The following is a 25,487-nucleotide window of genomic DNA, read 5'->3' on the forward strand; positions in this document are numbered from 1 at the left end:
GAGAAGAATCCTCTTGCTTAGAGCTTTGTTGCTTATCCTGAGAAGAATCCTCTTGCTTAGAGCTTTGTTGCTTATCCTGAGAAGAATCCTCTTGTTTAGCACTTTGTTGCTTATCCTGAGAGGAATCTTTTTGCTCGTTATTTTTACCCTTATTATGTTTCATACTTCTAGTCTGTTCTTCGTTATCACCCTCTTGATTGTTAGAATGCTGCTCCCATTTATCTGTTTCGTTTGCTTCTGGTGTATTTGATTTTTTTTTCTTACGTAACCAATTCCAAATCATGTGTATGCCCTCTTTAATCTTGTAATATAGTGCTATTTTGTGGCTAATTTTGTATATTATTCATTTATTTGTGAAAAGAAGAAGGAGATTAGTTTGCACAGAAAAAAGTCTTTAGTAAGCAGTTCATACTATAACGGGGAGAGGGAGAGTCTGTGCAAATTGTAAAAAAAGAGAAATTTATTTTAAAAGAGTTTGTGTTTGAAAATGGCAGAGAAATTCCTGTTCAAATGGGATACGAGACATATGGTATGTTAAATAGAGAAAGGTCAAATGTGATTTTGGTTTGTCATTATTTTAGTGCAACAAGTCATGCGGCAGGAAAATATACAGTACATGATGAGGAGTCTGGTTGGTGGGATGGGCTCATCGGACCTGGAAAAGCAATTGATACAAATAAGTATTTTGTTATATGTACGGATAATCTTTGTAATGTGCAGGTGAGGAATCCATATGTGATTACAACAGGACCGAAATCAATTAACCCAGAAACTGGAGAAGAATATGCTATGGATTTTCCGGTTTTTACATTTCTTGATGTAGCTCGTATGCAATATGAGTTAATAAAAGGTATGGGAATTTCAAGGTTACACGCTGTAATCGGACCATCGGCGGGGGGAATGATTGCACAACAATGGGCGGTTCACTATCCACATATGGTAGAGCGGATGATTGGCGTTATTACGAACCCACAAAATCCAATTATTACGTCAGTAAACGTAGCACAAAATGCGATTGAGGCAATTCAACTGGATTCAAGTTGGAAAGATGGAAAATACGGAGAAGAGCAGCCGATAAAGGGGCTTCATTTAGCAAATAGAATGATGTTTATGAATGCGTTTGATGAGCATTTTTATGAAATGGCATTTCCTCGTAATAGTATCGAGATAGAACCTTATGAAAAGTTTTCTACATTAACATCATTTGAAAAAGAGATAAATACAGCGACATATAGAAGTATAGAGTTAGTAGATGCAAATTCATGGATGTATACTGCGAAGGCAGTTTTATTGCATGATATTGCACATGGGTTTTCTTCACTAGAAGAATCTCTTTCTAACATAGAAGCGAATGTACTTATGATTCCATGTAAACAAGATTTGCTTCAGCCGTCTCGTTATAATTATAAAATGGTAGATATTTTGCAAAAACAAGGGAAGTATGCGGAAGTGTATGAGATAGAAAGTATAAATGGGCATATGGCGGGAGCATTTGATATTCATTTATTTGAAAAGAAAGTTTATGAATTTTTAAATCGGAAAGTATCTAGTTTTGTGTAGAAGACGAATGATGGGGAAAAGGTGCAATGTTTGTAGTAGGCACCTTTTTTTACATGATTTGTAGACGGAAAATATATGTAGCGATTGCTATACCGAAAAACGCTATGCTAAGCAATAGAAATAAGAATGACATTTCTTGTGGGGAGTTTATTTTTCTATTATTTTTCATACTAAGAGCAATAATTGCAGCGAGTAAGAACACAATGCCCATAATGAAAAGAAAAAGCGTCATTTTAATCGACTCCTTTCATAAAACAAGTATATTGAGGATACAATGTGCTAGTTATGTTTGTAAAGAATAAATTTTTAGAGAAAATTGAGAAATAGTTTTTCGATTCTTTGCGTTCTTTCTTTTGCGTGCTAAAATTGGTAGAGAATGTTTGTGAAAAAGAAACTAAAGGTTTTATTGTATATAAGGAGGAACTACATATGACAGAAGTTAATACAATTACTACAGAAGAGGTACAAGAGCGTTTAGAAAATGGAGAAACGTTATTTCTAGTAGACGTAAGAGAAGATGAAGAAGTAGCGGCAGGAAAGATTCCAGAAGCTGTACATATTAAAATGGGCGATATCCCACATAAAGTAGATTTCTTTAATAAAGAGAATGAATATATCTTTATTTGTCGTTCGGGAATGCGCAGTGAAAATGTATGTCATTATTTAAATGAGCAAGGGTTTAAAACAGTGAACATGGTTGGTGGTATGCTTCAATATGAAGGTGAAACGAAATAGTTAATAGTTAAAAACTTGAAACGAGTCTGTTTCAAGTTTTTTTCTTTTGCATACAGTATAAAAAAGGAGGAGGGGGAAATGGGAATTAATTTGCGTAAAGTGAAAATTATTAATAATACAGGCGCTGTTAATGTCGGTGACTGTTATGATATCTCGCCTTTAGCTGTGGCAAAAGTATATGCAGGTGCTGGAGGGTCGAGTGCGGCTATTTTTTTAAATGGAAAAAGGCAGCCAGAAGCGGTGATTAGAACATCGGTATTTCTTCCGCCTTTGGCAACAAGTACACGTACGTTAGGTTCATAAAGGAAAGGTAGAGTGTAATTATGCCTGCGCATATAAAAGAATTTGTTATTGTTAATAATACTGGAAATATATTTACCGGTGATAATTTGAGTGATACTTCATTTACTGCTTCGAAATCATATAGTGGTTCGATGGGATGTACTTGGATTGATGTTGTTACAGTAATAGGGACGGAGACAAAGCTTTGTTTACAACCAGGAGATTCTGTCACAACAACATATACGAGAGGTACTCCTGCTGGTACTGTAACAGGAACAAATACTGGGCAAGGTGCAAATGTGTCGAGTACTATGCAGGCGGTGCCTAATACAGATAATATGGATTCAGTTGCTGGACTCCCTTAAGGAATTAAGGGAGTTTTTATTATTTAAAATAAAAATAGTCTTGGAAATTATTTTTGTAAATAGATTAAGAAGAGGTTTATTTATTATGAAAAAGACGGTTTGTAGGTGGTGAAAGTGTGAAGAATCGTGATAATAATGGGAAGCAAAATTCGTTAAGCTCTAATTTTAGAATTCCACCCGAACTTATTGGGCCTACTTTCCCTCCTGTTCCAACTGGATTTACAGGTATAGGGATTACTGGTCCAACCGGTCCACCGGGCCCAACTGGTCCTCAAGGACCGAGAGGGTTCCAAGGTCCGATGGGGGAGATGGGCCCAACAGGACCTCAAGGTGTGCAAGGGATACAAGGACCAGTTGGGGCAATAGGTGCAACTGGACCAGAAGGACAGCAGGGAGCACAAGGATTGAGAGGACCACAAGGAGAAACTGGAGCGAAAGGACCTCAAGGTGTGCAAGGGTTCCAAGGTCCGATTGGTCCAACGGGAGCGACTGGGGAACAAGGTATACAAGGGATACAGGGATTACAGGGGCCAATTGGAGCGACAGGACCTGAGGGACCTCAAGGAATTCAAGGCGTCCAAGGGTTACCGGGTGCAACTGGTCCACAAGGAATACAAGGAGCACAAGGGATACAAGGAACACAAGGACCGAGTGGAAATACAGGTGCAACCGGAGTAACGGGTCAGGGGCTAACAGGTCCGACGGGAATAACAGGCCCAACAGGGATAACTGGACCATCTGGAGGACCTCCTGGTCCAACGGGGCCAACTGGTGCGACAGGACCGGGTGGCGGACTGAGTGGAAGTACAGGTGCGACTGGAGCAACAGGAGCAACTGGAAATACTGGAGCAACAGGTCAGGGGCTAACAGGTCCGACAGGAAGTACAGGAGAAACAGGTGCGCAGGGGCTACAAGGAATTCAAGGTATCCAAGGGCCAATTGGCCCAACAGGTCCAGAAGGTCCGCAGGGTATTCAGGGTATTCCTGGTCCGACCGGAGTAACTGGTGAACAAGGAATCCAAGGGGTTCAGGGTATTCAAGGGATAACGGGAGCAACAGGAGATCAAGGTCCACAAGGTATACAGGGGGCTATAGGTCCTCAAGGGGCCACAGGAGCAACAGGAGATCAAGGTCCACAAGGAATACAAGGAGTACCAGGGCCATCAGGAGCAACAGGACCACAAGGAGTTCAAGGGATACAAGGTCCAATGGGTGATATAGGACCAACAGGTCCAGAAGGCCCAGAGGGACTTCAGGGCCCGCAAGGAATACAAGGAGTACCAGGGCCAGCTGGAGCAACGGGTCCAGAGGGACCACAGGGGATACAAGGCATTCAAGGACCGGTAGGAGCAACAGGCTCACAAGGTCCCCAAGGAATTCAGGGAATTCAAGGTGCGCAAGGGATAACGGGAGCAACAGGAGTACAAGGAGCAACTGGAATTCAAGGTATACAAGGGGAAATAGGAGCAACGGGTCCAGAGGGTCCCCAAGGAGTGCAAGGTGCTCAAGGGGCGATTGGTCCAACAGGTCCAATGGGCGCACAAGGAGTGCAAGGAATACAAGGTATTCAAGGCCCAACAGGTGCACAGGGAGTGCAAGGTGCTCAAGGAATTCAAGGAATACAAGGTCCGACGGGGGCCACAGGAGATACGGGAGCAACAGGGGCGACAGGGGAAGGAACTACAGGCCCAACTGGAATAACGGGAGCAACAGGGGTAACAGGACCTTCTGGAGGACCAGCAGGACCGTCCCGCCCAACGGGGCCATCAGGTCCGACGGGAGTAACTGGTCCATCGGGTGGACCACCTGGCCCAACAGGAGCAACTGGTTCGACAGGAGTAACAGGGGATACTGGGGCGACAGGCTCAACTGGGGTGACAGGAGCGACAGGAGAAACGGGAGCAACCGGAGTGACAGGTTTACAAGGTCCGCAAGGAATCCAAGGTGTGCAAGGAGAGATAGGTCCAACGGGGCCACAAGGTGTTCAAGGTCCCCAAGGAATTCAAGGAGTAACGGGGGCCACTGGAGATCAAGGTCCGCAAGGGATTCAAGGCCCACAAGGCGACATAGGTCCAACCGGTCCCCAAGGAATTCAAGGCCCACAAGGTTCTCAAGGAATCCAAGGAGCGACAGGGGGAACAGGAGCACAAGGCCCACAGGGAGTCCAAGGTCCGCAAGGTGACATAGGTCCGACTGGGCCACAAGGTCCAACTGGAATCCAAGGGATACAAGGAGAGATAGGTCCAACCGGTCCAGAAGGCCCAGAGGGACTTCAGGGCCCGCAAGGAATACAAGGTGTTCAAGGGCCAGTTGGAGCAACGGGTCCAGAGGGCCCTCAGGGGATACAAGGCATTCAAGGACCGGTAGGAGCAACAGGCCCACAAGGTCCACAAGGAATACAGGGAATACAAGGAGTGCAAGGGATAACGGGAGCAACTGGTGCACAAGGAGTGCAAGGTCCACAAGGAATTCAAGGAGTGCAAGGTCCGACGGGAGCAACAGGAGAAACGGGAGCAACCGGAGCGACGGGAGAAGGAACTACCGGTCCAACAGGAGTAACCGGTCCAACAGGGGTGACTGGCCCGTCAGGAGGGCCTGCAGGACCGACCGGCCCAACGGGGCCATCAGGTCCGGCGGGAGTGACAGGTCCATCAGGTGGACCACCTGGCCCGACAGGAGCAACAGGTGCGACAGGAGTAACAGGAGATACCGGGGCGACAGGCTCAACTGGAGTGACAGGAGCGACAGGGGCAACGGGAGCAACCGGAGTGACGGGTTTACAGGGGCCGCAAGGAATCCAAGGTGTTCAAGGAGAGATAGGTCCAACCGGTCCACAGGGTATTCAAGGTCCGCAAGGAATCCAAGGAGTAACGGGGGCAACCGGAGCACAAGGTCCCCAAGGAATTCAAGGCCCACAAGGCGACATAGGTCCAACCGGCCCACAAGGAATTCAAGGTCCACAAGGTCCTCAAGGAATCCAAGGAGCGACGGGGGCAACCGGAGCACAAGGCCCGCAGGGAATCCAAGGTCCGCAAGGTGACATAGGTCCGACCGGCCCACAAGGCCCACAAGGAATTCAAGGCCCGCAAGGAATTCAAGGTCCAACGGGAGCGACAGGTCCACAAGGAATTCAAGGCCCGCAAGGAGTTCAAGGCCCGCAAGGAATTCAAGGCCCAACGGGAGCTACAGGAGCAACCGGAGCGACAGGCCCACAAGGAATTCAAGGCCCGCAAGGAATCCAAGGTCCAACGGGGGCTACAGGAGCAACTGGTTCCCAAGGTCCAACTGGAGATACAGGTCCTCAAGGAATCCAAGGTCCAACTGGCTCAACCGGAGCTGGAGCCACTGGAGCGACTGGGGCGACTGGAGTTAGTACAACTGCAACGTATGCATTTGCGAATAATACATCAGGAACCGCTATTTCCGTTTTATTAGGTGGTACGAACGTACCATTACCAAACAATCAAAATATTGGCCCAGGAATAACCGTTAGTGGTGGAAATACTGTATTTACAGTTGCGAATGCAGGAAACTATTATATAGCTTATACAATTAATTTAACGGCAGGATTACTTGTAAGTTCGCGTATAACTGTAAATGGTAGTCCGCTTGCGGGAACGATAAACGCCCCGACGGTGGCTACTGGTTCATTTAGTGCACCAATAATTGCTAACTTGCCTGCTGGAGCCACTGTTAGCTTGCAGTTATTTGGATTAGTTGCAATAGCTACATTATCGACGACAACGCCAGGGGCTACTCTAACTATTATTAGATTAAGTTAATAAGCAGAAAACCTTGAAACCTTTATGTTTCAAGGTTTTTTTATCCTTGTATCTGGAAGTAAACTTCGTTAACCAGGGGGGAGTGGATACCCTCTAATTATTTAAAGTTTCACTTTATTCACTTGAGCAAAAACATCGCAGTTCGAAAATATATTATAATAGAATGAAAAGAAAGAAATTTGGCAGAAAGGGAGGGTGGCGATGCGGGAGATGGTTAAAGATTTTTTTGGACGCCCACTTCAAGATTTACGTATATCTGTCATTGATCGTTGCAATTTTAGATGTACATATTGTATGCCAGCGGAAATATTTGGGCCAGATTATGCTTTTTTGAAAGATGAGTTTTTACTAACTTTTGATGAAATTGAGCGTTTGGCAAAATTATTTGTTAACATCGGTGTACGAAAAATTAGAATTACTGGCGGTGAGCCACTACTTCGTAAAGATTTAGCAAAACTTATTGCACGTCTTGTGAAAATTGATGGGCTAATAGATATAGGGTTAACGACAAATGCTATCCATTTAACGAAACAAGCGAAGGCATTAAAAGAAGCTGGATTACATAGAGTGAATGTTAGTTTAGATGCGATAGATGACGACATATTTAAGAATATTAATGGTCGAAATATTAATACGAAACCGGTGATTAAGGGAATTATAGCAGCTAAAGAGGCGGGGCTGGAAGTAAAGGTAAATATGGTTGTGAAAAAAGGGATGAATGATCATCAAGTACTTCCGATGGCTGCGTATTTTAAAGAGCAAGGGATCACGCTTAGGTTTATTGAGTTTATGGATGTTGGTAGTACAAATGGGTGGAATTTTGATCAAGTGGTTACAAAACGAGAATTGATTGAGATGATTCATAAGGTGTATCCGCTTGAGTCAGCTGAAGCCCATTACTTTGGTGAAGTTGCGAAGCGATATCGGTATGTTGGAACAAATGTTGAAGTTGGTTTTATTACATCTGTTTCTGAGTCATTTTGTGCCTCTTGTACGAGGGCGAGAATTTCGGCAGATGGAAAGTTTTATACGTGCTTATTTGCGACAGAGGGTTTGAATGTAAGAGAACTTCTTAGAGGAAATCTTTCGGATGAGGAGTTATTAAGTGTTATACAAGATGTATGGATGAATAGAAAAGATAGGTATTCGGATGAACGGACAGAAGAAAGTGCAAAAAATCGTCCGAAAATCGAAATGTCTTATATAGGAGGATAAGAAAGGGGGCTATCGCATGCAGGAGCGATATTCAAGACAAATATTATTTTCTGGTGTTGGAGAAGAAGGACAGAGAAAAATAAGAGAGAAGCATGTGCTTATTATTGGTGCTGGTGCTCTCGGTGCGGCAAATGCAGAAGCGATTGTTAGAGCAGGGGTTGGAAAAGTAACGATTGCTGATCGTGATTATGTAGAATGGAGTAATTTACAAAGACAACAACTATATACGGAAGAAGATGCAAAGCAGTATAAACCGAAGGCGATAGCGGCTGCAGAACATTTACAAGCGATTAATTCTGAGGTGGAAATAAATCCGGTTGTGACGGATGTAACGGTGCAAGAAATGGAAGAGTTAGTGCGTGATGTAGATTTAATATTAGATGCGACAGATAATTTTGAAACGCGTCTTCTCATTAATGATATTTCACAAAAGTATAATATTCCGTGGATATATGGTGGTTGCGTCGGGAGTTACGGAGTAACGTATACAATTTTACCAGGGAAAACACCGTGTTTTCGCTGTCTAATGGAGCATCCAGCGAGCGGAGCAACATGTGACACAGCTGGTATTATACAACCGGCAGTACAATTAGTAGTTGCGCATCAAATTACGGAAGCGCTGAAAATATTAGTAGAAGACTTTGGGTCGCTTCGTGAAACGATGTTATCGTTTGATCTTTGGAATAATCAACAGATGGCATTTAAAGTGAATAGACAGAAAAAAGATACTTGTTTATCTTGCGGAAGGTTACGTACATATCCGAGTTTAACATTTGAAGCACAAACAAAAACAGAAGTGTTATGTGGGCGAAATACAGTGCAAATTCGCCCGGGTATGCGTAAGAACTTTAATTTAGAAGAAATTAAAAAGCGCTTACAAAGAAGCGTAGAGATAAAGGCGACACCTTATTTATTATCATTTCCGGTAGAAGAATACCGTTTTGTTTTATTTACAGATGGCAGGGCGTTCATTCATGGGACGAATGATATGAATGTAGCGAAAAGTTTATATGCAAGATATATAGGTTGAACCTAAAGGATTTCCTTTAGGTTCAACGGAGAGAGGATTATGAATTTCTCGTATAATCTCCACTTTTTCCACCTGTTTTTTCAAGTAAGTACGTTTCGCCGATAATCATACCTTTATCGACAGCTTTACACATATCATACACAGTAAGAGCGGTAGCGGAAGCAGCTGTTAAAGCTTCCATTTCAACACCGGTGCTACCTTCTGTTTTAACTTTTACTTCAATGAGTAAACGATATTGTTCTTCTGATTGTTTCCAATCGAAAGAAACGTCAACACCTTTTAATAATAAAGGATGGCACATTGGGATAATATCAGAAGTACGTTTCGCAGCCATAATGCCTGCGATTTGCGCAACTGCTAATACGTCACCTTTCCCAATTTCATTGTGAGAGATTTTATCGTAAATTTCTTTCGTAACGACAATGCTAGAGCACGCAATTGCTGTTCGAACGGTTGCTTTTTTGTCGCTTATATCAACCATTTTTGCGCGTCCTTGGTCATTAAAATGTGTAAATGAAGACATGGAATTCCTCCTTGAAGTAATTTCTATTGAATACATAAAGTTTAATCGAGATAAAAAAAATTGCAAATATGAGGTGAGAAACGATGGTAGAAAAACGAATTCCAATTCAAGTTGCTGAGGCAGTAGAACGGGTAATGAAATATGCGAAGCATGGTGAAGTAGAAGAAATTTCTATTACGGAAAGTTACGGGAGAATTCTCGGGGAAGATGTTGTCTCAGATCATGACGTTCCTCATTTTGATCGTTCCCCTTACGATGGTTTCGCCATTCGAGCAGAAGATACGAAAGAAGCAACCCAAGAGAATCCAATTGAATTTGAAGTAATAGGAGAAATCGGGGCGGGTTCTGTTTTTTTAGAAGAAGTAGGAGCTTTTGAAGCGATTCGCATTATGACAGGAGCAGCTATTCCAGAAGAATGTAATGCAGTCGTAATGCTCGAGCTGACAGAAGGGTTTGAGAAGAACGGGAAAACATATATGAAGTTAAAACGCCCTTTTAATAACGGTGACAATGTGTCGTTTAAAGGAGAAGACATAAAACAAAATCAAGTTCTTGTTAAGAAAGGTGTTGCAATTAATCCAGGTGTTGCGGCCTTACTAGCAACGTTTGGATATAGCACTGTGAAAGTTGTAAAACAGCCTGTTGTCGGTATTGTAACGACGGGAAGTGAATTATTAGAAGTGCATGAGCCGTTACAGCCGGGGAAAATTAGAAATAGTAACTCGTATATGATCGCAGCTCAAATTATGAAAGCTGGCGGGAAAGTTCGTTATTATGGTCAACTCGCCGATGAGCTAGATGCATGTTTTACAGCTATTCAATTAGCGATGGATGAGGTGGACATTTTAATTACAACAGGTGGTGTATCGGTAGGAGATTATGACTACTTACCAGCTATTTATGAAAGGTTACAGGCGAATGTACTCTTTAATAAAATAGCGATGAGACCGGGAAGTGTAACGACAGTAGCTGAAGTTGATGGGAAGTTACTTTTCGGTTTATCAGGAAATCCGTCTGCTTGTTATGTAGGTTTTGAATTATTTGTGCAACCAATTATAAAAACGTATTTGTATGCGAAGGAACCTCACGTATATAGAGCGGATGCTATTTTACAAAAAGATTTTCCAAAGCCAAATCCATTTACTCGTTTCGTAAGAGCGAACGTAACGATTGTGGACGGGGCGTTACAAGCGATGCCGGTTGGTTTAGACAAATCGAGTGCGGTATCTTCACTTGCAGATGCGAATGCTTTTATCGTGTTACCTGGAGGAACGAGAGGATTTGAGACCGGAATGAAAGTATCCGTATTATTGTTAGAGCACTCTGAGGGATGTGATTGGCCATGGGCAAAGCCCCTTCAATCTTACAAATAGTAGGATATCAAAATAGCGGAAAAACGACACTTGTAGAGAAAATTGTGCATGTGTTAGCTGAAAGTGAAATGAAAGTTGCTACAATTAAACATCACGGGCACGGAGGTTTTCCAGAAGTAGCGCAAAAAGATAGCGAAAGACACCGTAAAGCTGGTGCTGTCGTAAGTAGTGTAGAAGGTGCTGGATTGCTTTCACTTTCTTCACTAAGAAAGAAATGGTCCTTGCAAGAAATTATTCGCTTATATGAGTTTTTTGAAGTGGATACAATTTTAATAGAGGGCTATAAAAAAGAGAACTACTCGAAAGTAGTGTTACTTCGTTCTGCGGAAGACGTTGAGCTTTTACATAAAGTAGAAAATATAGTAGCGGTTATTACGTGGTATGATGCCCCGGCAAATATACGAGAAGAATATAAAGTATTTCATATAACAGAAGAAGAGTTGTACATAGACTGGTTTTTACAAACGGTTAGGAGTGCGAAATGACAAATACATATTATGAAGTAATTGCTACAGAAATCTCGATTGAAGAGGTAACGAAGAAAGTGATTCGACGTGAATGCGGTGCTGTTACAACATTTATTGGAACGGTTAGAGAGTTTACGAAAGGGCGTCGTACATTATACTTAGAGTATGTTGCTTATAAGACGATGGCAGAAAAGATGCTAGAGAAAATTGGCCTGGAAGTGAAAGAGAAATGGCCGGGGACATATGTTGCGATTACACATCGCATCGGTACGTTGCAAATTTCTGATATAGCGGTTGTTGTTGCTGTTTCAACACCACACCGTAAAGCGGCTTATGAAGCGAACGAATATATTATGGAACGCATAAAACAAATTGTTCCGATTTGGAAAAAGGAGTTTTGGGAAGATGGTGACTCATGGATTGGTGATCAATTAGAAAAAACACCATATCCGGCGGGAGAGCCTGGGAAGGAGCTATAAGTATGATTCGAGTATTGTTATTTGCGCACCTGCAAGAAGAAGCAGGGACAAGTGAATTACAAATAGAGAAAGAAAATATTACGGTTGCAGAGTTAAAAGATGTTGTTGCGAAAGAATATAATGTACCAGTTTCAGAGCCAATTATGGTTGCGATTAATGAAGAATACGCAAATGAAGATGACAGGGTCCAAGATGGTGATGTGGTTGCACTTATACCACCAGTGAGCGGTGGTTAATATTGGATTCATTAAAACGACTTTCCTACATAGGGAAAGTCGTTTTTTTATGGCAGTTTTGAGAACACTAATCTATAGAACAAGGAGGGAACTATGAAAAAAATATGTGTAGTTATCACAATGCTATGTGCGGCCTTTTTCTCTTCTCCAAGCAATTCTTTCGCGAAAGAATCAAGGGAACAGCTTTTAGAGAGTGCGTTATTGAATAGGTACTATTCGGTTATTAGACAAGTGACAAAAGATCAATATGAATGTGATTCAGTTATAAATATAAAGCGTCTTGGCAGGAAAGATGAATTTGTTCCTAGATTTGAAGTGACTCTACAATTTCTTACATTTCAAGGGGCGCATAATCCGCCAAATGACAAAGTTACACTTACTTTGGAGGATTATTTAGATCATATAAAGGTAAAAAATGTGGAGCGAGAAAAAAATGTTTCTAATGATGTTGTAGAAAAGATTTGTGCTCGCAAAAAAGAAAAAATGAAAGCTCATTCTAATGATTGAGAGCGGCAACTTATTCCGCTATTTACGGGATGATTAAAGTTTCAATTTATGACATTTTACAGAGAAAGGTAATGGGCGATGGATATATTTTTAGCAATTTTACCAGCTATATTTTGGGGGAGTATTGTGCTATTTAACGTAAAACTGGGCGGGGGACCGTATAGTCAAACGCTCGGAACAACGTTTGGAGCACTTATTTTCTCAATTGTTGTTTATATTTTTATGAAGCCAGTATTAACACCTACCGTGATTGGAGTTGGAGTTGTGTCCGGTTTATTTTGGGCGCTTGGTCAGGCGAATCAATTGAAAAGTATTGATTTAATGGGCGTTTCGAGGACGATGCCAATTTCAACAGGACTTCAATTAGTTGCGACGACTTTATTTGGCGTTATCGTATTTCATGAATGGTCCACGACAATATCTGTCGTCCTTGGGATTTTAGCGCTCGTTTGTATTATTGTCGGTGTTATTTTAACATCACTTCAAAGTGAAGAAGAAAAAAATGCAGAGCAAGCAGCAAATTTTAAAAGAGGTATCATAATTTTATTAATTTCAACAGTCGGTTATTTAGTTTACGTAGTAGTGATTAGGTTATTTAACGTAGATGGTTGGTCGGCTTTATTACCACAAGCAGTTGGTATGGTATTAGGGGGGATTTTACTTACGTTTAAGCATCATCCATTTAATAAATATGCGATACGAAATATTATTCCGGGATTAATATGGGCAGCTGGAAATATGTTTTTATTCATTTCACAACCGCGTGTCGGAGTCGCAACAAGTTTCTCGCTATCGCAAATGGGGATTATTATTTCCACGCTTGGTGGGATCCTTATATTAGGTGAAAAGAAAACGAAACGCCAATTAACGGGTATCGTTGTCGGTATCGTTTTTATTATTGCAGCCGGAATTATGTTAGGCATAGCAAAAAGTTAAAGGAGGTATTGAAATGTATAGTGATTTAGAAGGAAAAGTGGTCGTTATTACAGGATCAGCAACTGGTCTTGGTAGGGCGATGGGAGTAAGGTTTGCTAAGGAAAAAGCGAAAGTGGTTATTAATTATCGCTCACGAGAATCAGAAGCAAATGATGTGTTAGAAGAAATTAAAAAGGTAGGCGGAGAAGCGATTGCTGTAAAAGGTGATGTAACCGTCGAATCAGATGTTGTGAATCTCATTCAATCTGCTGTGAAAGAATTTGGTACGCTTGACATTATGATTAATAATGCAGGGATAGAAAATGCAGTACCATCGCATGAAATGCCACTTGAAGATTGGAATAAAGTAATCAATACAAATTTAACAGGTGCTTTCTTAGGTAGTAGAGAAGCGATTAAATATTTTGTAGAACATGACATTAAAGGGTCTGTCATTAATATGTCTAGTGTTCATGAGAAAATTCCGTGGCCGCTATTTGTGCACTATGCAGCGAGTAAGGGTGGCATTAAACTGATGACAGAAACGTTAGCGCTAGAATATGCGCCAAAAGGTATTCGAGTAAATAATATAGGACCAGGTGCAATTAATACGCCGATCAATGCAGAAAAGTTTGCTGATCCAAAGCAGCGGGCTGACGTAGAAAGTATGATACCGATGGGCTATATTGGAAAACCTGAAGAAATTGCAGCAGTAGCAACTTGGCTTGCTTCATCAGAGGCGAGTTACGTAACTGGAATTACGTTATTTGCAGATGGTGGAATGACTTTATACCCATCGTTTCAAGCTGGGCGTGGGTAATATGAAAAGGACAAAGAGTTTATCTCTTTGTCCTTTTTTTACAAAAAAAATAGCGTTCAGCTATTTTAAATTTAATGATTAATTGTATCTTGAAGAAATTCTGTTGCTTGATGTTCAGTAACATTTTGTACGAGCGCGACTTCGCTAATCATCATTTTTCGTGCATTATCTAGCATTTGTTTTTCGCTCGCATTTAATGCTCTCTCTTTATTGCGGCGAAGTAAATCCCGAACAACTTCTGCGCTATCTTGTAAATTGCCATTTTTCATTTTTTCCATATTCATTGTATATCTTTGTTTCCATGAGAGTGATGGGTCTGACTCCCCGTTTTGAAATTCAAGAAGTATATCATCTAACGTACCTCGATCAACGATATAACGAATACCCGATTTTTTTAATTGATCCATCGGAAGCATTACTTGCATATCTTTACTAATGATGCGTATCACACAATATTGACGTGAAGTACCTAATATTTCTTTCTCTTCAATTGCTTCAATGATTCCTGCACCGTGCATTGGATAAACGATTTTATCACCAATTTGAAACAAATCATCCACCTCCATATGTGGTAACCACTTTTAATGATAGCATACGTATGTAAAAATGTCAAATTTTATATAATAACATAATATTTATATTCGAGTCAATAAGATAAAGTGCTTTTTTTATGTTTTTTTTGGGGCCTTATTTATAGTGATTTTTTTAGAAAAATAGTACAGGTGAAGAAAGAAGGCATATCCACTTATTTTTAAGCATAAAATGTAAAAGCGCTAATACAATATACCTAAATCCGTTCTTTGCAAAGGAGGGAGAGAAGGTGGGGCGCACAATAAAAATTGATATTACAAATAAAGTTGTAGCTAAATTTAGACCAAATTATTTGGAATTATATACGAGTAAATTTATGATAGGTAAGTTTTATGTCTATACTGAAGATAAAGAATATGTGTTAGAAGACGGATATATATATGAGAATGGAAAGTTTTATCGCATCATAGATACGCACCGTGGCAATAATCAAGCGGCGGAGGGCTGCGATCTAGGACGGTGTTAACATGATTCGTGTGAAAGTATTTGATGAAAGTCACGAAAAAGACTTAGAAGACGCTGTAAATGTTTTTTTGAAAAAGATTGATGATAGCAACTTTGTAGATATTAAGTATCAAGTTGGTGTTTCCATTAACGACGATGAAAACCAAATTTATTGTTTTTCAGCAATGATCGTTTATAAAGCATAAAAAAGAGCTGGGTGAGCCAGCTCTTTTTTATGCTTTATGTTGGGACAACATGTGTCGGTAATACATTCATAATAGATTGGGGGGCGCCTAATTTCTTTGTCGTTAAAAGAGGCTCCCCTGTTTCATGGTTTTGGGCATCTTTACACATACCAAGGTGATAACGATCACCTAAAAATGGATCAATATAAAAACCGTTTTTGAATACTTTATCATTTGGATGTTTTTCATGATGAATATCAGAGCAGTTAATGCAATAGAACATAGCGTTCAACCCCTTTTTATTTTGTTTGAAAAAAGTGAGTCGGTAGTCATTTCGCTCCTAAGGAAATGTTGAGGAGAAGAGAAATAACTACCTACTCAAATGGTGGGCATATTCCTTCTGATTTGTCATATCTCGCGTATTGTCCCTGAGGGAAGGAGGAGAGACGAAGTACGCATGATATAAGTAAGGCGTTTCTTTCAATATGAATGATGGAGTTTCATGTTGAGAGAAGTTTTTATTTTGTATTGCCTTTGTGAGTATATTATGAGGAAATGCTAAGAGGGTGTTTGTCCTGTTGAAAAAATGTTGAGAATTTCTCAACAGTAAAAGAATTAGCGTTGACATGAAACTAAAAGGTGTTATATTATCGAAGTGTAACCAAAAGGTGTTATGTTATAACGCCGAGTAAAGGAGAATGAACATGGAACAACAAAATACATTAAATGATATTAAACAAACAATCGTTTTTAACGCGTCTATTCAAAAGGTATGGAGTGTAGTATCAACTGCAGAAGGGATTGCGTCATGGTTTATGCCAAATGATTTTGTATTAGAGGTAGGGCATGAATTTCATGTGCAATCGCCATTTGGGCCATCACCATGTAAAGTGTTAGAAATTGATGAGCCAAACCATTTATCTTTCTCATGGGATACAGATGGCTGGGTTGTTTCATTTAATTTGAAAGACTTAGGAGATAACAAAACAGAATTTACGTTAATTCACGGCGGCTGGAAACATCCTGATGAAATTCTTCCGAAAGCGAATGCGAAGAGCTCTATTATTCGCGATAGAATGAGCGGTGGTTGGGTAGCGATTGTAAATGAAAAACTGAAAAAGGTTGTCGAAGGCTAAGTGTCCTCGTCAGCAGCGAAATATGATGTATTTCAAGCAATTGCTGATCCAACCCGCCGAGAAGTAATACGGTTATTAAGTGACAAAGAGTTACCGATTTCCAAAATAACGGATCATTTCCCGATGAGTCGTACTGCGGTTGTAAAGCACCTTCATATTCTTTCGGAAGCGAATTTAGTAAGTGGAAGAAAAAGCGGAAGAGAGAAGATATATCGTTTGCATCCAGAACCGTTAGAAGAATTACAACAGTGGCTCTCGTATTATGAACGTTTTTGGGATAATAAATTATCCATGCTGAAACATATTGTGGAGAATGATGAATAAAAAAGGATGACCAAAATGGTCATCCTCTTTATTATTGCTCGCTTGTTTGTGTAGCTGGCTTTAATAAAAGCCAAGCGATAATTAATGTACATACTGCTAATACGAAAGTGCTCATATAAATGACGTGTACACTTGATGCTAATGCGGATTGTGATTCGCTTACTACGTTTGCTGTAGTACCACCATGTCCACCAGATACAAGATCAAGATTTTTAATACCACGTGCGTGAATCATCGTATTGAAGATTGTACCGAATATTGCAGCACCTAACGTTTGACTAAATGTATTAATAAATGTATTTAAACCAACAGCTGTTCCGCGTGTATGAGCTGGTACGGCTGCTTGAATTGTTACCATGTAAATCGGTGTCACAAGCCCCATTCCTAAGCCGAATAATCCGACTGCTACATAAATAAGGAACGATGGTGAATTGGTTGATAGTGTAAATAATAAGAACGTAGCGACTGATAAAATGCTAGCTCCAAGTAAAATGATTTGTTTTGTTTTTAATTTGCCTACTAAGTTACCAGAGAAAATAGCGCCAAATGTCCACATAACAGGAATTGGCATTAAAATAAGTCCAGCTTCTGTCGCATTTTTCCCTAATACACCTTGACTCCAAATTGGAAGGTACATTGTAATACTAATAATCATTGCGCCAGCAATAAGAGTTAATATATTTATCGTAGATAATGTACGGTTAGAGAAAAGTGCTAGCGGAATTAATGGTTCCGGAGATTTTTTCTCGATGAACAAGAAAATAATGAATGAAATAGCGGCAAAGATTAATAGGCCGATAATTGTCATGTCTCCCCAGTTTTGCTTACTGCTACCTGTTAATAATGCATATAGTAGAGCGATTGTACTTAATGAAAAAACTGTTGCACCAAGATAATCGATATGATGTTTAGCAGGTTTAATAGATTCTTTGTAGTAAATTACAATCATTAAGCAAGCGATAATTCCGAATGGGACGTTTAAGAAGAAAATATAACGCCAAGAAAGAGAATCAACTAAAAATCCACCTACTAACGGTCCGATAACACCGGATACACCCCAAACGGCACTCATCCAACCTTGTGCTTTCGCGCGGTCTTTCGCTTCGCTATATAAGTCTCCAATAATCGTCATTGTGATTGGCGGCATAACAGCACCAGCACCGATACCTTGAAGCGCGCGGAAGAAAATTAATTGTTCCATCGATGTAACGACTCCGCAAAGTGCAGAACCGACTAAAAAGATTGTAGCCCCGATCAGTAAAACCTTTTTACGACCAAATAAATCAGCGAGCTTTCCGTATATTGGAGTCGAAACAGCTGTTGCTAGCATATAAATTGCATATACCCAACTAACAAGTTCGACGCCTGACAAATCACTCGTTATACGAGGGATTGCTGTACTAACAATCGTTCCTTCTACCGCAGAAAGAAACGTCATTAACATTAAAGACATCATGACTTTTTTTCTCATTTGTTTTCCCCTTACCCTTTTTTAAATATTCAACAATATAAAATATAAAGGTACTAAGGTATATAAAGCAACAAAAAAGCAATGGGAAGTTAAGTGGAGCGTATATTTGTCGTTTCTTGTCGGTAAGTCTATAAATTTGGGGAATCGCCGATATAAGTTGCAGAATGGCTGATATATCTGTGGAATCACCGATAATAATTTCATGTACTTATTAAAAAAGAAACAGGAATCCCTGTTTCTTTTTTAATATTGCATTTTCGCGTTTTCTCCAGCTGTCGTTCCGGCAATTCTACCAGTAACAAGGGCTGATGTAATATTATAGCCACCAGTATAACCGTGAATATCAAGAACTTCTCCGCAGAAATATAAGCCGTTCGTAAATTTAGAAGACATTTCTTTCGGGTTAATTTCTTTCACGGATACACCTCCGCCAGTAACGAATGCTTTTTCAATTGACTGCGTACCATTTACATTCACAGTAAACTCTTTAAAGTCTTTCACAAGTGCGCGAATCTTTTCGTGAGAAACTTGTCCAGCTTGTTCACTACCGTCAATTTCATTTTTTTCTAGTAAGAATAGGAAGTAACGTTCAGGGACATAACCCTTTAAAACGTTTTTAATTCCTTTTTTCGGATCTTCTTTCATTTGTTTCAGCATGCGCTGAAATAGTTGCTCACTATTTTCCTCTGGCAATGCATCAATACTCATTTGTATTGTATTCGTTTTAAACTTTTTCAATGCTTTCACGACGAATTGACTACAGCGAAGAGCAGCAGGACCAGATAGGCCAAAATGAGTGAAGAGCATGTCCATTTTGTGAGAAATGATAGCTTTTCCTTTCGGGTTTAATACGCTTAAGTTTATATCACGTAAAGCAAGACCTTGTAATGAGCGATCACGTATAAACGGCTCGTTTGAAAGAATAGGTACTTCTGTTGGGAATAATTCTGTAATTGTATGACCTGCTTTTTCAGCCCAAGCGTATCCGTCTCCAGTGGAACCAGTTTGAGGAACTGATTTTCCGCCAACAGCGATAACGACGTGATTCGTTTCTAACACTTCGCCTGTTTGCAGTACAACTGCTTTCGTTTGACCATTTTCATATTCAATCGTTTCAACAGGCGTATTTGTACGGATTTTTACACCTAAGTCTTTTAATCGTGTTAAAAGTGAGTCTACAACAGATTGCGCTTTGTTTGACACAGGGAACATGCGACCGTGGTCTTCTTCTTTCAATTTAACACCAAGATTTTCGAAGAATGTAATAATATCTTCATTATTAAAAATAGAAAAAGCGCTGTATAAGAAGCGACCGTTTCCTGGTATATGTTTAACAATTTCATCAAGTGGTAGACGGTTCGTTACGTTACAGCGCCCGCCACCAGAAATCGCAAGTTTACGCCCAAGTTTATTTCCTTTATCAAGAAGCAAGACATTTGCGCCTTCTTCTGCAGCACCAATTGCAGCCATTAGCCCAGAAGGACCGCCGCCGATGACAATAACATCATAATGCATAATATATCGACCTCATTTTCTACATTTCCTGCCTAAAAGAATAGCATGTTTTCCCTTAAAAGAAAAATAGAGTGAAGTACTGCTTAATGAGAGAATTGTGGTACAATACAAAAGTTAGAGTTCAGCACTATCCTGCTATTTGTAGGCGATAAGACTAAAACCTCAAGATTTAGGAGAAGTAAATAGGGAGTCTGTTAGCCTGTAAATGCTCGAATGGTTCAACTAATAAGGAGTAGGAGAGAAGTCTCCAACTAATTATAGTTTCACTTTATGTAGATGTAGGAGGATTTTTGTATGTCCGATTCGAAATTTCTGCGCGGAACGCTTATTGTTACGCTAGGGACATTTTTAGTAAAGTTCTTAGGCATGATTTACGTCTTTCCGTTTCATGCATTAGTAGGCACAGAAGGCGGAACGCTCTATACATATGGATACATTCCATATACGATCTTTTTAAGTATCGCAACGGCAGGTGTGCCGCTTGCTGTTTCGAAATTTGTTTCCAAATATAATGCGCTTGGCGATTATAAAACGAGCCGGAGAATGTTCCGCTCGGGAATGGTTATGATGATAGTAACAGGAGTTCTTTCGTTCCTAGTGCTGTACATGACGGCGCCATTGTTTGCAGAAGCGATGCTTGGTAAACAAAGTATACACAATAATGTAGGAGAAGTTACGACGATCATTCGTCTTGTAAGTTTCGCACTTATTGTTGTACCAGCAGCGAGTTTAATTCGTGGTTATTTCCAAGGTCACCAGTCTATGGGACCAACTACCGTTTCACAAATTATTGAACAAATTATTCGTATCATCTTTTTATTAGCTGGTAGTTTTATCGTTATTAAAGTACTTGGTGGTACAGTTGCAACAGCAGTTGGAGTAGCGACATTTGCTGCGTTCGTTTCAGCGGTTGGAGCACTCGGTGTGTTAATTTGGTACTGGCTAAAACGTAAAAAATATTTGGATCAATATTTAATTGAACAAACTGTACCAGAATCAACAGTAAGTACTGTTCAATTGTTTAAAGAGTTATTCGCATATGCGATTCCTTACGTTGTAATTGGGTTAACAATTCCTTTATATCAACAAATTGATACATTGACATTTAACTCAATTATGCAGGCGATTGGTCAAGGCGATATCGCAGAGCGAGCGCTTGGTATTTTCACAATGTGGACGCATAAGTTAATTATGATTCCTGTATCACTTGCAACAGCGTTTAGTTTAACGCTTGTACCAGCAATTACAAAATCATTTACTGAAAAACAATACCGCTATTTGAAATTACAAATTACACAAACATTCCAGGCAAATATGTTTTTAACATTGCCAGCAGTTATCGGTATTTCAACACTTGCATATCCAATTTACACTGCTTTCTATGACTCAGATCCATTAGGTGGACAAGTATTAATGTGGTATGCACCAGTTGCATTGTTATTTGCTTTATTTACGGTAACAGCGGCAATTCTTCAAGGGATTAATCAGCAAAAGCATGCGATTGTCGCGCTTGTTATGGGTGTTATTTTGAAATTTGTATGTAACGTAATCTTTATTCGTTATTTCGGTACAGTAGGAGCAATTCTAGCGACCGCAGTTGGTTTCTTAGCGTCTGTTTGGTATACAAATCGACAAATTAAAAAATATGCACACTATTCATTCGGTGTTGTATATAAAAGAACATTCCAAATTGCAGTACTGACACTTATAATGGTCGTTGCTGTAAAACTATCACAATGGCTTCTATCCTTCATGATTTCGCCTGATGGCCGTATTGGTGCTCTTATAACAGTTGCGATTTGTGCAGGTATTGGCGGTCTTGTTTACGGATTGTTAGCAATTCGCACAGGAGTACTTGAAAGAGTATTTGGCGGAGAAGCATTAGATAAAATTCAACGTAAACTTGGTAGTAGATTTAAAATAAAGTTGAAATCAAGAGGGGCGTAATTACGTCCCCTTTTCTATGATAAATAAAGAAGGTGAAAAACGTGAGATTAGATAAATTATTAGCGAATATGGGATATGGAAGTAGAAAAGAAGTAAAGAAATTATTGAAAGATGGCGTTGTAAAAATTGATGGAACGCCAGTAAAAGATGCGAAAGTTCATGTAAATGTAGAAGAGCAAGAAGTTATGATTCACGGTGAAGTTGTGGAATACAAAGAGTTTGTTTACTTAATGATGCATAAACCACAAGGTGTTATTTCAGCGACGGAAGATGATAATCATGAAACAGTAATAGATTTATTAGAATTAGAAGATGCAATCTTTGATCCGTTCCCAGTTGGACGACTTGATATCGATACGGAAGGTTTCTTATTGATAACAAATGATGGGAAGTTATCACATCAATTATTATCTCCGAAAAAGCATGTGCCGAAAAAATACTATGCACACGTTGCAGGAGTAGTAACAGAAGAGGATGTAAAAGAGTTTGCTAAAGGTGTTATTTTAGACGATGGCTATGAAACAAAGCCAGGTGCGCTTACAATATTGAAAAGCGATGATATTTCTGAAATTGAGCTTGTGATTACGGAAGGGAAATTCCATCAAGTGAAGCGTATGTTTGAAGCAGTAGGGAAAAAAGTAGTCTACCTAAAAAGAACAGAGATGGGTCCGTTAGTATTAGATGAAGAACTAGAACTTGGACAATACCGAGAGCTAACAGATGAAGAAGTAGAAATGTTAAGAACATATCAAGTAGATACTGAAAAGTAGTACCTTTATAGGTGCAGAAAAAACCCCTTTCTAATAGTTAGAAAGGGGTATGTATTTATTTACATACAATTATTTTTCGTTATGAGGTCATTCTCACTTTCTTTCCTGTTGTTGTCCACTTACCGCGGCAAGGGCTATACACGAGTTCATTAAACTGCAACACATTTAGATCACGTTGTATCGTTCGCGGTGTGATCCCGAACTCATCTACAAGGTCTTTCGTCGTTACCGTTCCGTTTTCATTGATGTACATATAAATTGATTTAATGCGTGTTAGCATACGAGTAGTTGTAGGTTTCAAGAGAAAACCACTCCTCTACTAGTTTTTTTGACCCCATTCAGGAAAGAAGGTCGTTACTACCATTGTACTCTACATGATAAAATTCATGCTTTAATCTACTTAAATTTTACAAAAGTTTAACAAATATTTATATAGAAAAATATTGGTAGTTGACATTGTATATATGGTCAGTCAACTAACACATAAAATTCTACGTAAAACGCCAAATTCCTGCAAATTTTTTTGAAAAAATAAAAGAAAAACTAATAAGAAATGTCTGAAATATTACAATTGTTCGGTATTTAGTTTTCGTGTATGGCATAAGGGATTTCGGTTTGCTATGATGAAAGAGATAATATAGTGAAGGATGGATGCGTGATGTCAGCGATTAATTGGACTGAAGAAGTTGCAAAACGAAAAGATGATTTAATTCGTGATACACAACAATTTTTACAAATTAAAAGTGTATGGGAAGAAGAATCGGCGAAAGAAGGCGCACCATTCGGTGAAGGTGTAGAAAAAGCGCTATCTTTCATGTTACATAAAGGAGAAGCTGAAGGTTTTGCTTCTAAAAATTTAGAAGGATATGCAGGTCATCTTGAAATGGGACAAGGAGAAGAGTTAGTAGGTATTCTTTGTCACGTTGATGTTGTACCAGAAGGAGATGGCTGGACGACTCCTGCGTATAGTGCGGATATTCGCGACGGAAAGATTTTTGCACGTGGTGCAATTGACGATAAAGGCCCAACGATGGCAGCATATTATGCGATGAAAATTGTGAAAGAATTAGGCTTACCTCTTTCAAAACGTGTTCGTATGATTATAGGAACAGATGAGGAAAGCAATTGGAAATGTGTAGATCACTACTTTAAAAACGAAGAAATGCCAACAATCGGTTTTGCACCAGATGCAGACTTTCCAATTATTAATGCAGAAAAAGGAATTTCTGATATACAAGTTGTGCAAAATGGTAGTGAAGAGAAAAAAGGTACATATGAACTTGTTTCATTTGATTCAGGCCGCCGTTTAAATATGGTTCCTGATTTTGCAGAAGCGGTTATTACAGGAGAAGATGTAAATGCACTTACAGTAGCATATGAAGAGTATTTACAAACTGCTAAAAAAATAGGGAAATCGACTATAGAAGGCAATACAGTGACGTTGCAAATAGAAGGAATTTCAGCGCACGGATCTACTCCTGAAAAAGGAGAAAATGCAGGTTTATTATTAGCAAACTTCTTAACTACAGTTTCACTTGATGGAAAAGCAACTGCATTTGCGACATTTGCAACAGAAACATTTACTGGTGATATTTTTGGTGAAAAAGCTACTATTGCTTATAAAGATGAAATTAGTGGTCCGTTAACAGTGAATGTTGGTCGCCTTTCTTATACGAAAGAGAATGGTGGTAATTTAGGATTAAACGTACGTTACCCAGTTACGACTAACTTTGAAGAAATGATTGCAAAGTTAAAAGAATATGTAGGTACGTATGGATTTGCAGTAGCAGACTATTCTAACTCTCGTCCGCATCACGTTGATAAAGATCACGAGTTAATCCGTACGTTGCAACGTGTGTATGAAGAACAAACAGGTGAAAAAGCTGAATTGTTAGCAATCGGCGGAGGGACTTATGCTCGCTCATTAAAAGCTGGTGTGGCATTTGGACCGCTGTTCCCTGGAAAAGAAGAACTTGCGCATCAAAAAGATGAGTACATTGAAATTGAAGACTTATTAAAAGCAACAGCAATTTACGCTCAAGCAATTCATGAATTAGCGAAGTAAAGTGAAACTTTAATCGCTGATATATGAATAATGACCGCTCTCTACTTTAGAGGGCGGCTTCTTTTTAATTGAATGAGATAAGAAAGAAAAGCAACAATAGAAAGAAGGGGACGGTGTACATGGATAGGCATTATTTTGTCGCAATTACGTTACCAAATCATATAAAAGAAGTGCTGTCTAACTATAAAGAGGATACGAATGAGGAATTACCATTTCGTTCGTGGGTACATAAGGAAGATTATCATATTACCCTTTCCTTTTTAGGAGGCGCGACAGAAGAACAGTTAAAAGGGATAAAGAATGGATTACAAACACTTACAAAAACAAAAGAACTATCGTTCACGTTACAAGGTTTTTCAACGTTTGGTAGGGAAGAGCAGCCCCGTATTTTTTGGGCGAAGGTAAGTGAGAATCACGATTTGTTTCAGTTGCAAAAGCAAGTACATGTCATTTGTGAAGAAAATGGGTTTTCTCTAGAAACACGCCCGTATCATCCGCATATTACTGTTGCTCGTAAATGGATAGGAGAAGAAAAGTTTCATTTAGAAAATATAAAAGAAGTGCCTGAAATATCATTTCAAGCAGATACAATTACTTTATACGAATCCCACGTGAAAGAAACCCCGAAGTATAAATCGATTGCTGAAATAAAATTACAAAAATAGAATGGTGAAAACGTTTTTTATGCAGGTGAATATACTATAGAGAAGAATGGAGTTACTGTATAGAGTCTTGTTGATAAGAAAAGCC

Annotated in this window: 29 protein-coding genes and 1 pseudogene; 22 read left to right on the plus strand and 8 right to left on the minus strand. The window is 39.6% G+C overall.

All coding sequences use genetic code 11. The features are described from left to right. Nucleotides 1-283 (minus strand): annotated as a pseudogene (locus ACODS7_RS19740) (spore germination protein); the annotation flags it as partial. Nucleotides 284-435: 152 nt separating this feature from the next. On the opposite strand from ACODS7_RS19740, the gene ACODS7_RS19745 reads away from it, so the two are divergent. Beyond that, nucleotides 436-1,560, plus strand: coding sequence for a homoserine O-acetyltransferase family protein (locus tag ACODS7_RS19745; RefSeq protein WP_243168320.1), 1,125 nt, complete (start codon nt 436-438; stop codon nt 1,558-1,560). Between the two features lie 49 nt (nt 1,561-1,609). Here the strand turns inward: ACODS7_RS19745 and ACODS7_RS19750 are convergent, their stop codons facing one another. Next, nucleotides 1,610-1,792, minus strand: coding sequence for a hypothetical protein (locus tag ACODS7_RS19750; protein WP_000171889.1), 183 nt, complete (start codon nt 1,790-1,792; stop codon nt 1,610-1,612). Between the two features lie 197 nt (nt 1,793-1,989). Here ACODS7_RS19750 and ACODS7_RS19755 point away from each other — a divergent pair, with 197 nt between their 5' ends. The 6 genes from ACODS7_RS19755 (at nt 1,990) to ACODS7_RS19780 (ending at nt 8,969) form a co-directional block, all read left to right on the plus strand. Then, complete coding sequence (locus ACODS7_RS19755; RefSeq protein ID WP_000141254.1) at nt 1,990-2,295, plus strand: rhodanese-like domain-containing protein; 306 nt, start codon at nt 1,990-1,992, stop codon at nt 2,293-2,295. A 78-nt stretch (nt 2,296-2,373) separates the two neighbouring features. Next, nucleotides 2,374-2,598 (plus strand): spore germination protein, encoded by a 225-nt coding sequence (locus ACODS7_RS19760; RefSeq protein ID WP_000512463.1) that lies wholly within the window; start codon nt 2,374-2,376, stop codon nt 2,596-2,598. Nucleotides 2,599-2,618: 20 nt separating this feature from the next. Then, nucleotides 2,619-2,942 carry a hypothetical protein gene (locus ACODS7_RS19765; protein ID WP_016080011.1) on the plus strand — a complete coding sequence of 108 codons (324 nt, stop codon included), beginning with the start codon at nt 2,619-2,621 and terminating at the stop codon, nt 2,940-2,942. Nucleotides 2,943-3,058: 116 nt separating this feature from the next. Beyond that, nucleotides 3,059-6,724, plus strand: a complete 3,666-nt coding sequence (locus ACODS7_RS19770; protein ID WP_243168321.1) for a BclA C-terminal domain-containing protein — start codon at nt 3,059-3,061, stop codon at nt 6,722-6,724. Between the two features lie 201 nt (nt 6,725-6,925). After that, a complete protein-coding gene (gene moaA, locus ACODS7_RS19775) occupies nt 6,926-7,939 on the plus strand; it encodes a GTP 3',8-cyclase MoaA (protein ID WP_029443451.1) in 1,014 nt (337 codons plus the stop codon). 16 nt (nt 7,940-7,955) lie between these two features. Next, a complete protein-coding gene (locus ACODS7_RS19780) occupies nt 7,956-8,969 on the plus strand; it encodes a molybdopterin-synthase adenylyltransferase MoeB (protein ID WP_043938227.1) in 1,014 nt (337 codons plus the stop codon). Nucleotides 8,970-9,006: 37 nt separating this feature from the next. On the opposite strand, the gene moaC is transcribed toward ACODS7_RS19780, so the two are convergent. Beyond that, complete coding sequence (gene moaC, locus ACODS7_RS19785) at nt 9,007-9,492, minus strand: cyclic pyranopterin monophosphate synthase MoaC (protein ID WP_000094146.1); 486 nt, start codon at nt 9,490-9,492, stop codon at nt 9,007-9,009. 83 nt (nt 9,493-9,575) lie between these two features. Here moaC and ACODS7_RS19790 point away from each other — a divergent pair, with 83 nt between their 5' ends. The 7 genes from ACODS7_RS19790 (at nt 9,576) to ACODS7_RS19820 (ending at nt 14,289) form a co-directional block, all read left to right on the plus strand. Continuing rightward, nucleotides 9,576-10,865, plus strand: coding sequence for a molybdopterin molybdotransferase MoeA (locus ACODS7_RS19790; RefSeq protein ID WP_029443449.1), 1,290 nt, complete (start codon nt 9,576-9,578; stop codon nt 10,863-10,865). Beyond that, nucleotides 10,835-11,350, plus strand: a complete 516-nt coding sequence (gene mobB / locus ACODS7_RS19795; protein WP_042969130.1) for a molybdopterin-guanine dinucleotide biosynthesis protein B — start codon at nt 10,835-10,837, stop codon at nt 11,348-11,350. Before ACODS7_RS19790 ends, mobB begins: the two co-directional genes overlap by 31 nt. Then, nucleotides 11,347-11,811 carry a molybdopterin synthase catalytic subunit MoaE gene (gene moaE, locus ACODS7_RS19800; RefSeq protein WP_016080018.1) on the plus strand — a complete coding sequence of 155 codons (465 nt, stop codon included), beginning with the start codon at nt 11,347-11,349 and terminating at the stop codon, nt 11,809-11,811. Before mobB ends, moaE begins: the two co-directional genes overlap by 4 nt. A gap of 2 nt (nt 11,812-11,813) precedes the next feature. After that, nucleotides 11,814-12,047 (plus strand): molybdopterin converting factor subunit 1, encoded by a 234-nt coding sequence (gene moaD / locus ACODS7_RS19805; RefSeq protein WP_000621772.1) that lies wholly within the window; start codon nt 11,814-11,816, stop codon nt 12,045-12,047. Between the two features lie 93 nt (nt 12,048-12,140). Further along, on the plus strand, nt 12,141-12,554 hold the full coding sequence (locus ACODS7_RS19810) for a DUF3888 domain-containing protein (protein WP_243168322.1): 414 nt from the start codon (nt 12,141-12,143) through the stop codon (nt 12,552-12,554). A 78-nt stretch (nt 12,555-12,632) separates the two neighbouring features. Continuing rightward, the gene (glcU, locus tag ACODS7_RS19815; protein ID WP_000350865.1) at nt 12,633-13,490 is read left to right on the plus strand and encodes a glucose uptake protein GlcU; all 858 of its coding nucleotides are present in this window, start codon (nt 12,633-12,635) and stop codon (nt 13,488-13,490) included. 13 nt (nt 13,491-13,503) lie between these two features. Then, entirely contained in the window at nt 13,504-14,289 is a 786-nt protein-coding gene (locus tag ACODS7_RS19820) for a glucose 1-dehydrogenase (protein WP_029443447.1), read from the plus strand. 71 nt (nt 14,290-14,360) lie between these two features. On the opposite strand, the gene ACODS7_RS19825 is transcribed toward ACODS7_RS19820, so the two are convergent. Next, a complete protein-coding gene (locus ACODS7_RS19825) occupies nt 14,361-14,855 on the minus strand; it encodes a CarD family transcriptional regulator (protein WP_000451442.1) in 495 nt (164 codons plus the stop codon). 254 nt (nt 14,856-15,109) lie between these two features. On the opposite strand from ACODS7_RS19825, the gene ACODS7_RS19830 reads away from it, so the two are divergent. Both ACODS7_RS19830 and ACODS7_RS19835 read left to right on the plus strand, forming a co-directional pair. Then, the gene (locus ACODS7_RS19830) at nt 15,110-15,346 is read left to right on the plus strand and encodes a DUF2553 family protein (protein WP_000533803.1); all 237 of its coding nucleotides are present in this window, start codon (nt 15,110-15,112) and stop codon (nt 15,344-15,346) included. Nucleotide 15,347: 1 nt separating this feature from the next. Then, nucleotides 15,348-15,530: a sporulation protein Cse60 gene (locus ACODS7_RS19835; protein WP_000621751.1), complete on the plus strand. Its 183-nt coding sequence runs from the start codon at nt 15,348-15,350 to the stop codon at nt 15,528-15,530. Nucleotides 15,531-15,564: 34 nt separating this feature from the next. Here the strand turns inward: ACODS7_RS19835 and ACODS7_RS19840 are convergent, their stop codons facing one another. Then, complete coding sequence (locus tag ACODS7_RS19840) at nt 15,565-15,792, minus strand: DUF3973 domain-containing protein (RefSeq protein WP_016080023.1); 228 nt, start codon at nt 15,790-15,792, stop codon at nt 15,565-15,567. Between the two features lie 421 nt (nt 15,793-16,213). Between ACODS7_RS19840 and ACODS7_RS19845 the strand changes: the two genes are divergently transcribed. Both ACODS7_RS19845 and ACODS7_RS19850 read left to right on the plus strand, forming a co-directional pair. Next, entirely contained in the window at nt 16,214-16,645 is a 432-nt protein-coding gene (locus tag ACODS7_RS19845) for an SRPBCC family protein (protein ID WP_000437769.1), read from the plus strand. Next, nucleotides 16,646-16,969 (plus strand): ArsR/SmtB family transcription factor, encoded by a 324-nt coding sequence (locus tag ACODS7_RS19850; RefSeq protein ID WP_016080024.1) that lies wholly within the window; start codon nt 16,646-16,648, stop codon nt 16,967-16,969. It begins immediately after the preceding gene. Nucleotides 16,970-17,000: 31 nt separating this feature from the next. Here ACODS7_RS19850 and ACODS7_RS19855 read toward each other — a convergent pair whose 3' ends face one another. Together ACODS7_RS19855 and ACODS7_RS19860 are read right to left on the minus strand one after the other, a co-directional pair. Continuing rightward, nucleotides 17,001-18,440 (minus strand): MDR family MFS transporter, encoded by a 1,440-nt coding sequence (locus ACODS7_RS19855; protein ID WP_243168323.1) that lies wholly within the window; start codon nt 18,438-18,440, stop codon nt 17,001-17,003. Between the two features lie 243 nt (nt 18,441-18,683). Then, nucleotides 18,684-19,955, minus strand: a complete 1,272-nt coding sequence (locus ACODS7_RS19860; protein WP_029443445.1) for a BaiN/RdsA family NAD(P)/FAD-dependent oxidoreductase — start codon at nt 19,953-19,955, stop codon at nt 18,684-18,686. A gap of 294 nt (nt 19,956-20,249) precedes the next feature. On the opposite strand from ACODS7_RS19860, the gene ACODS7_RS19865 reads away from it, so the two are divergent. After that, nucleotides 20,250-21,902 (plus strand): putative polysaccharide biosynthesis protein, encoded by a 1,653-nt coding sequence (locus tag ACODS7_RS19865; RefSeq protein WP_016080027.1) that lies wholly within the window; start codon nt 20,250-20,252, stop codon nt 21,900-21,902. 41 nt (nt 21,903-21,943) lie between these two features. Further along, nucleotides 21,944-22,672, plus strand: a complete 729-nt coding sequence (locus tag ACODS7_RS19870) for a pseudouridine synthase (protein WP_001234948.1) — start codon at nt 21,944-21,946, stop codon at nt 22,670-22,672. Nucleotides 22,673-22,751: 79 nt separating this feature from the next. On the opposite strand, the gene ACODS7_RS19875 is transcribed toward ACODS7_RS19870, so the two are convergent. Continuing rightward, nucleotides 22,752-22,973, minus strand: a complete 222-nt coding sequence (locus ACODS7_RS19875; protein WP_000805512.1) for a DeoR family transcriptional regulator — start codon at nt 22,971-22,973, stop codon at nt 22,752-22,754. 357 nt (nt 22,974-23,330) lie between these two features. Here ACODS7_RS19875 and pepV point away from each other — a divergent pair, with 357 nt between their 5' ends. Next, nucleotides 23,331-24,737 carry a dipeptidase PepV gene (pepV, locus tag ACODS7_RS19880; RefSeq protein WP_001274237.1) on the plus strand — a complete coding sequence of 469 codons (1,407 nt, stop codon included), beginning with the start codon at nt 23,331-23,333 and terminating at the stop codon, nt 24,735-24,737. Between the two features lie 119 nt (nt 24,738-24,856). Continuing rightward, nucleotides 24,857-25,402: an RNA 2',3'-cyclic phosphodiesterase gene (thpR, locus tag ACODS7_RS19885; RefSeq protein WP_029443444.1), complete on the plus strand. Its 546-nt coding sequence runs from the start codon at nt 24,857-24,859 to the stop codon at nt 25,400-25,402. Nucleotides 25,403-25,487: the final 85 nt, after the last annotated feature.

It is taken from the genome of Bacillus sp. FG16 (assembly GCF_057809515.1).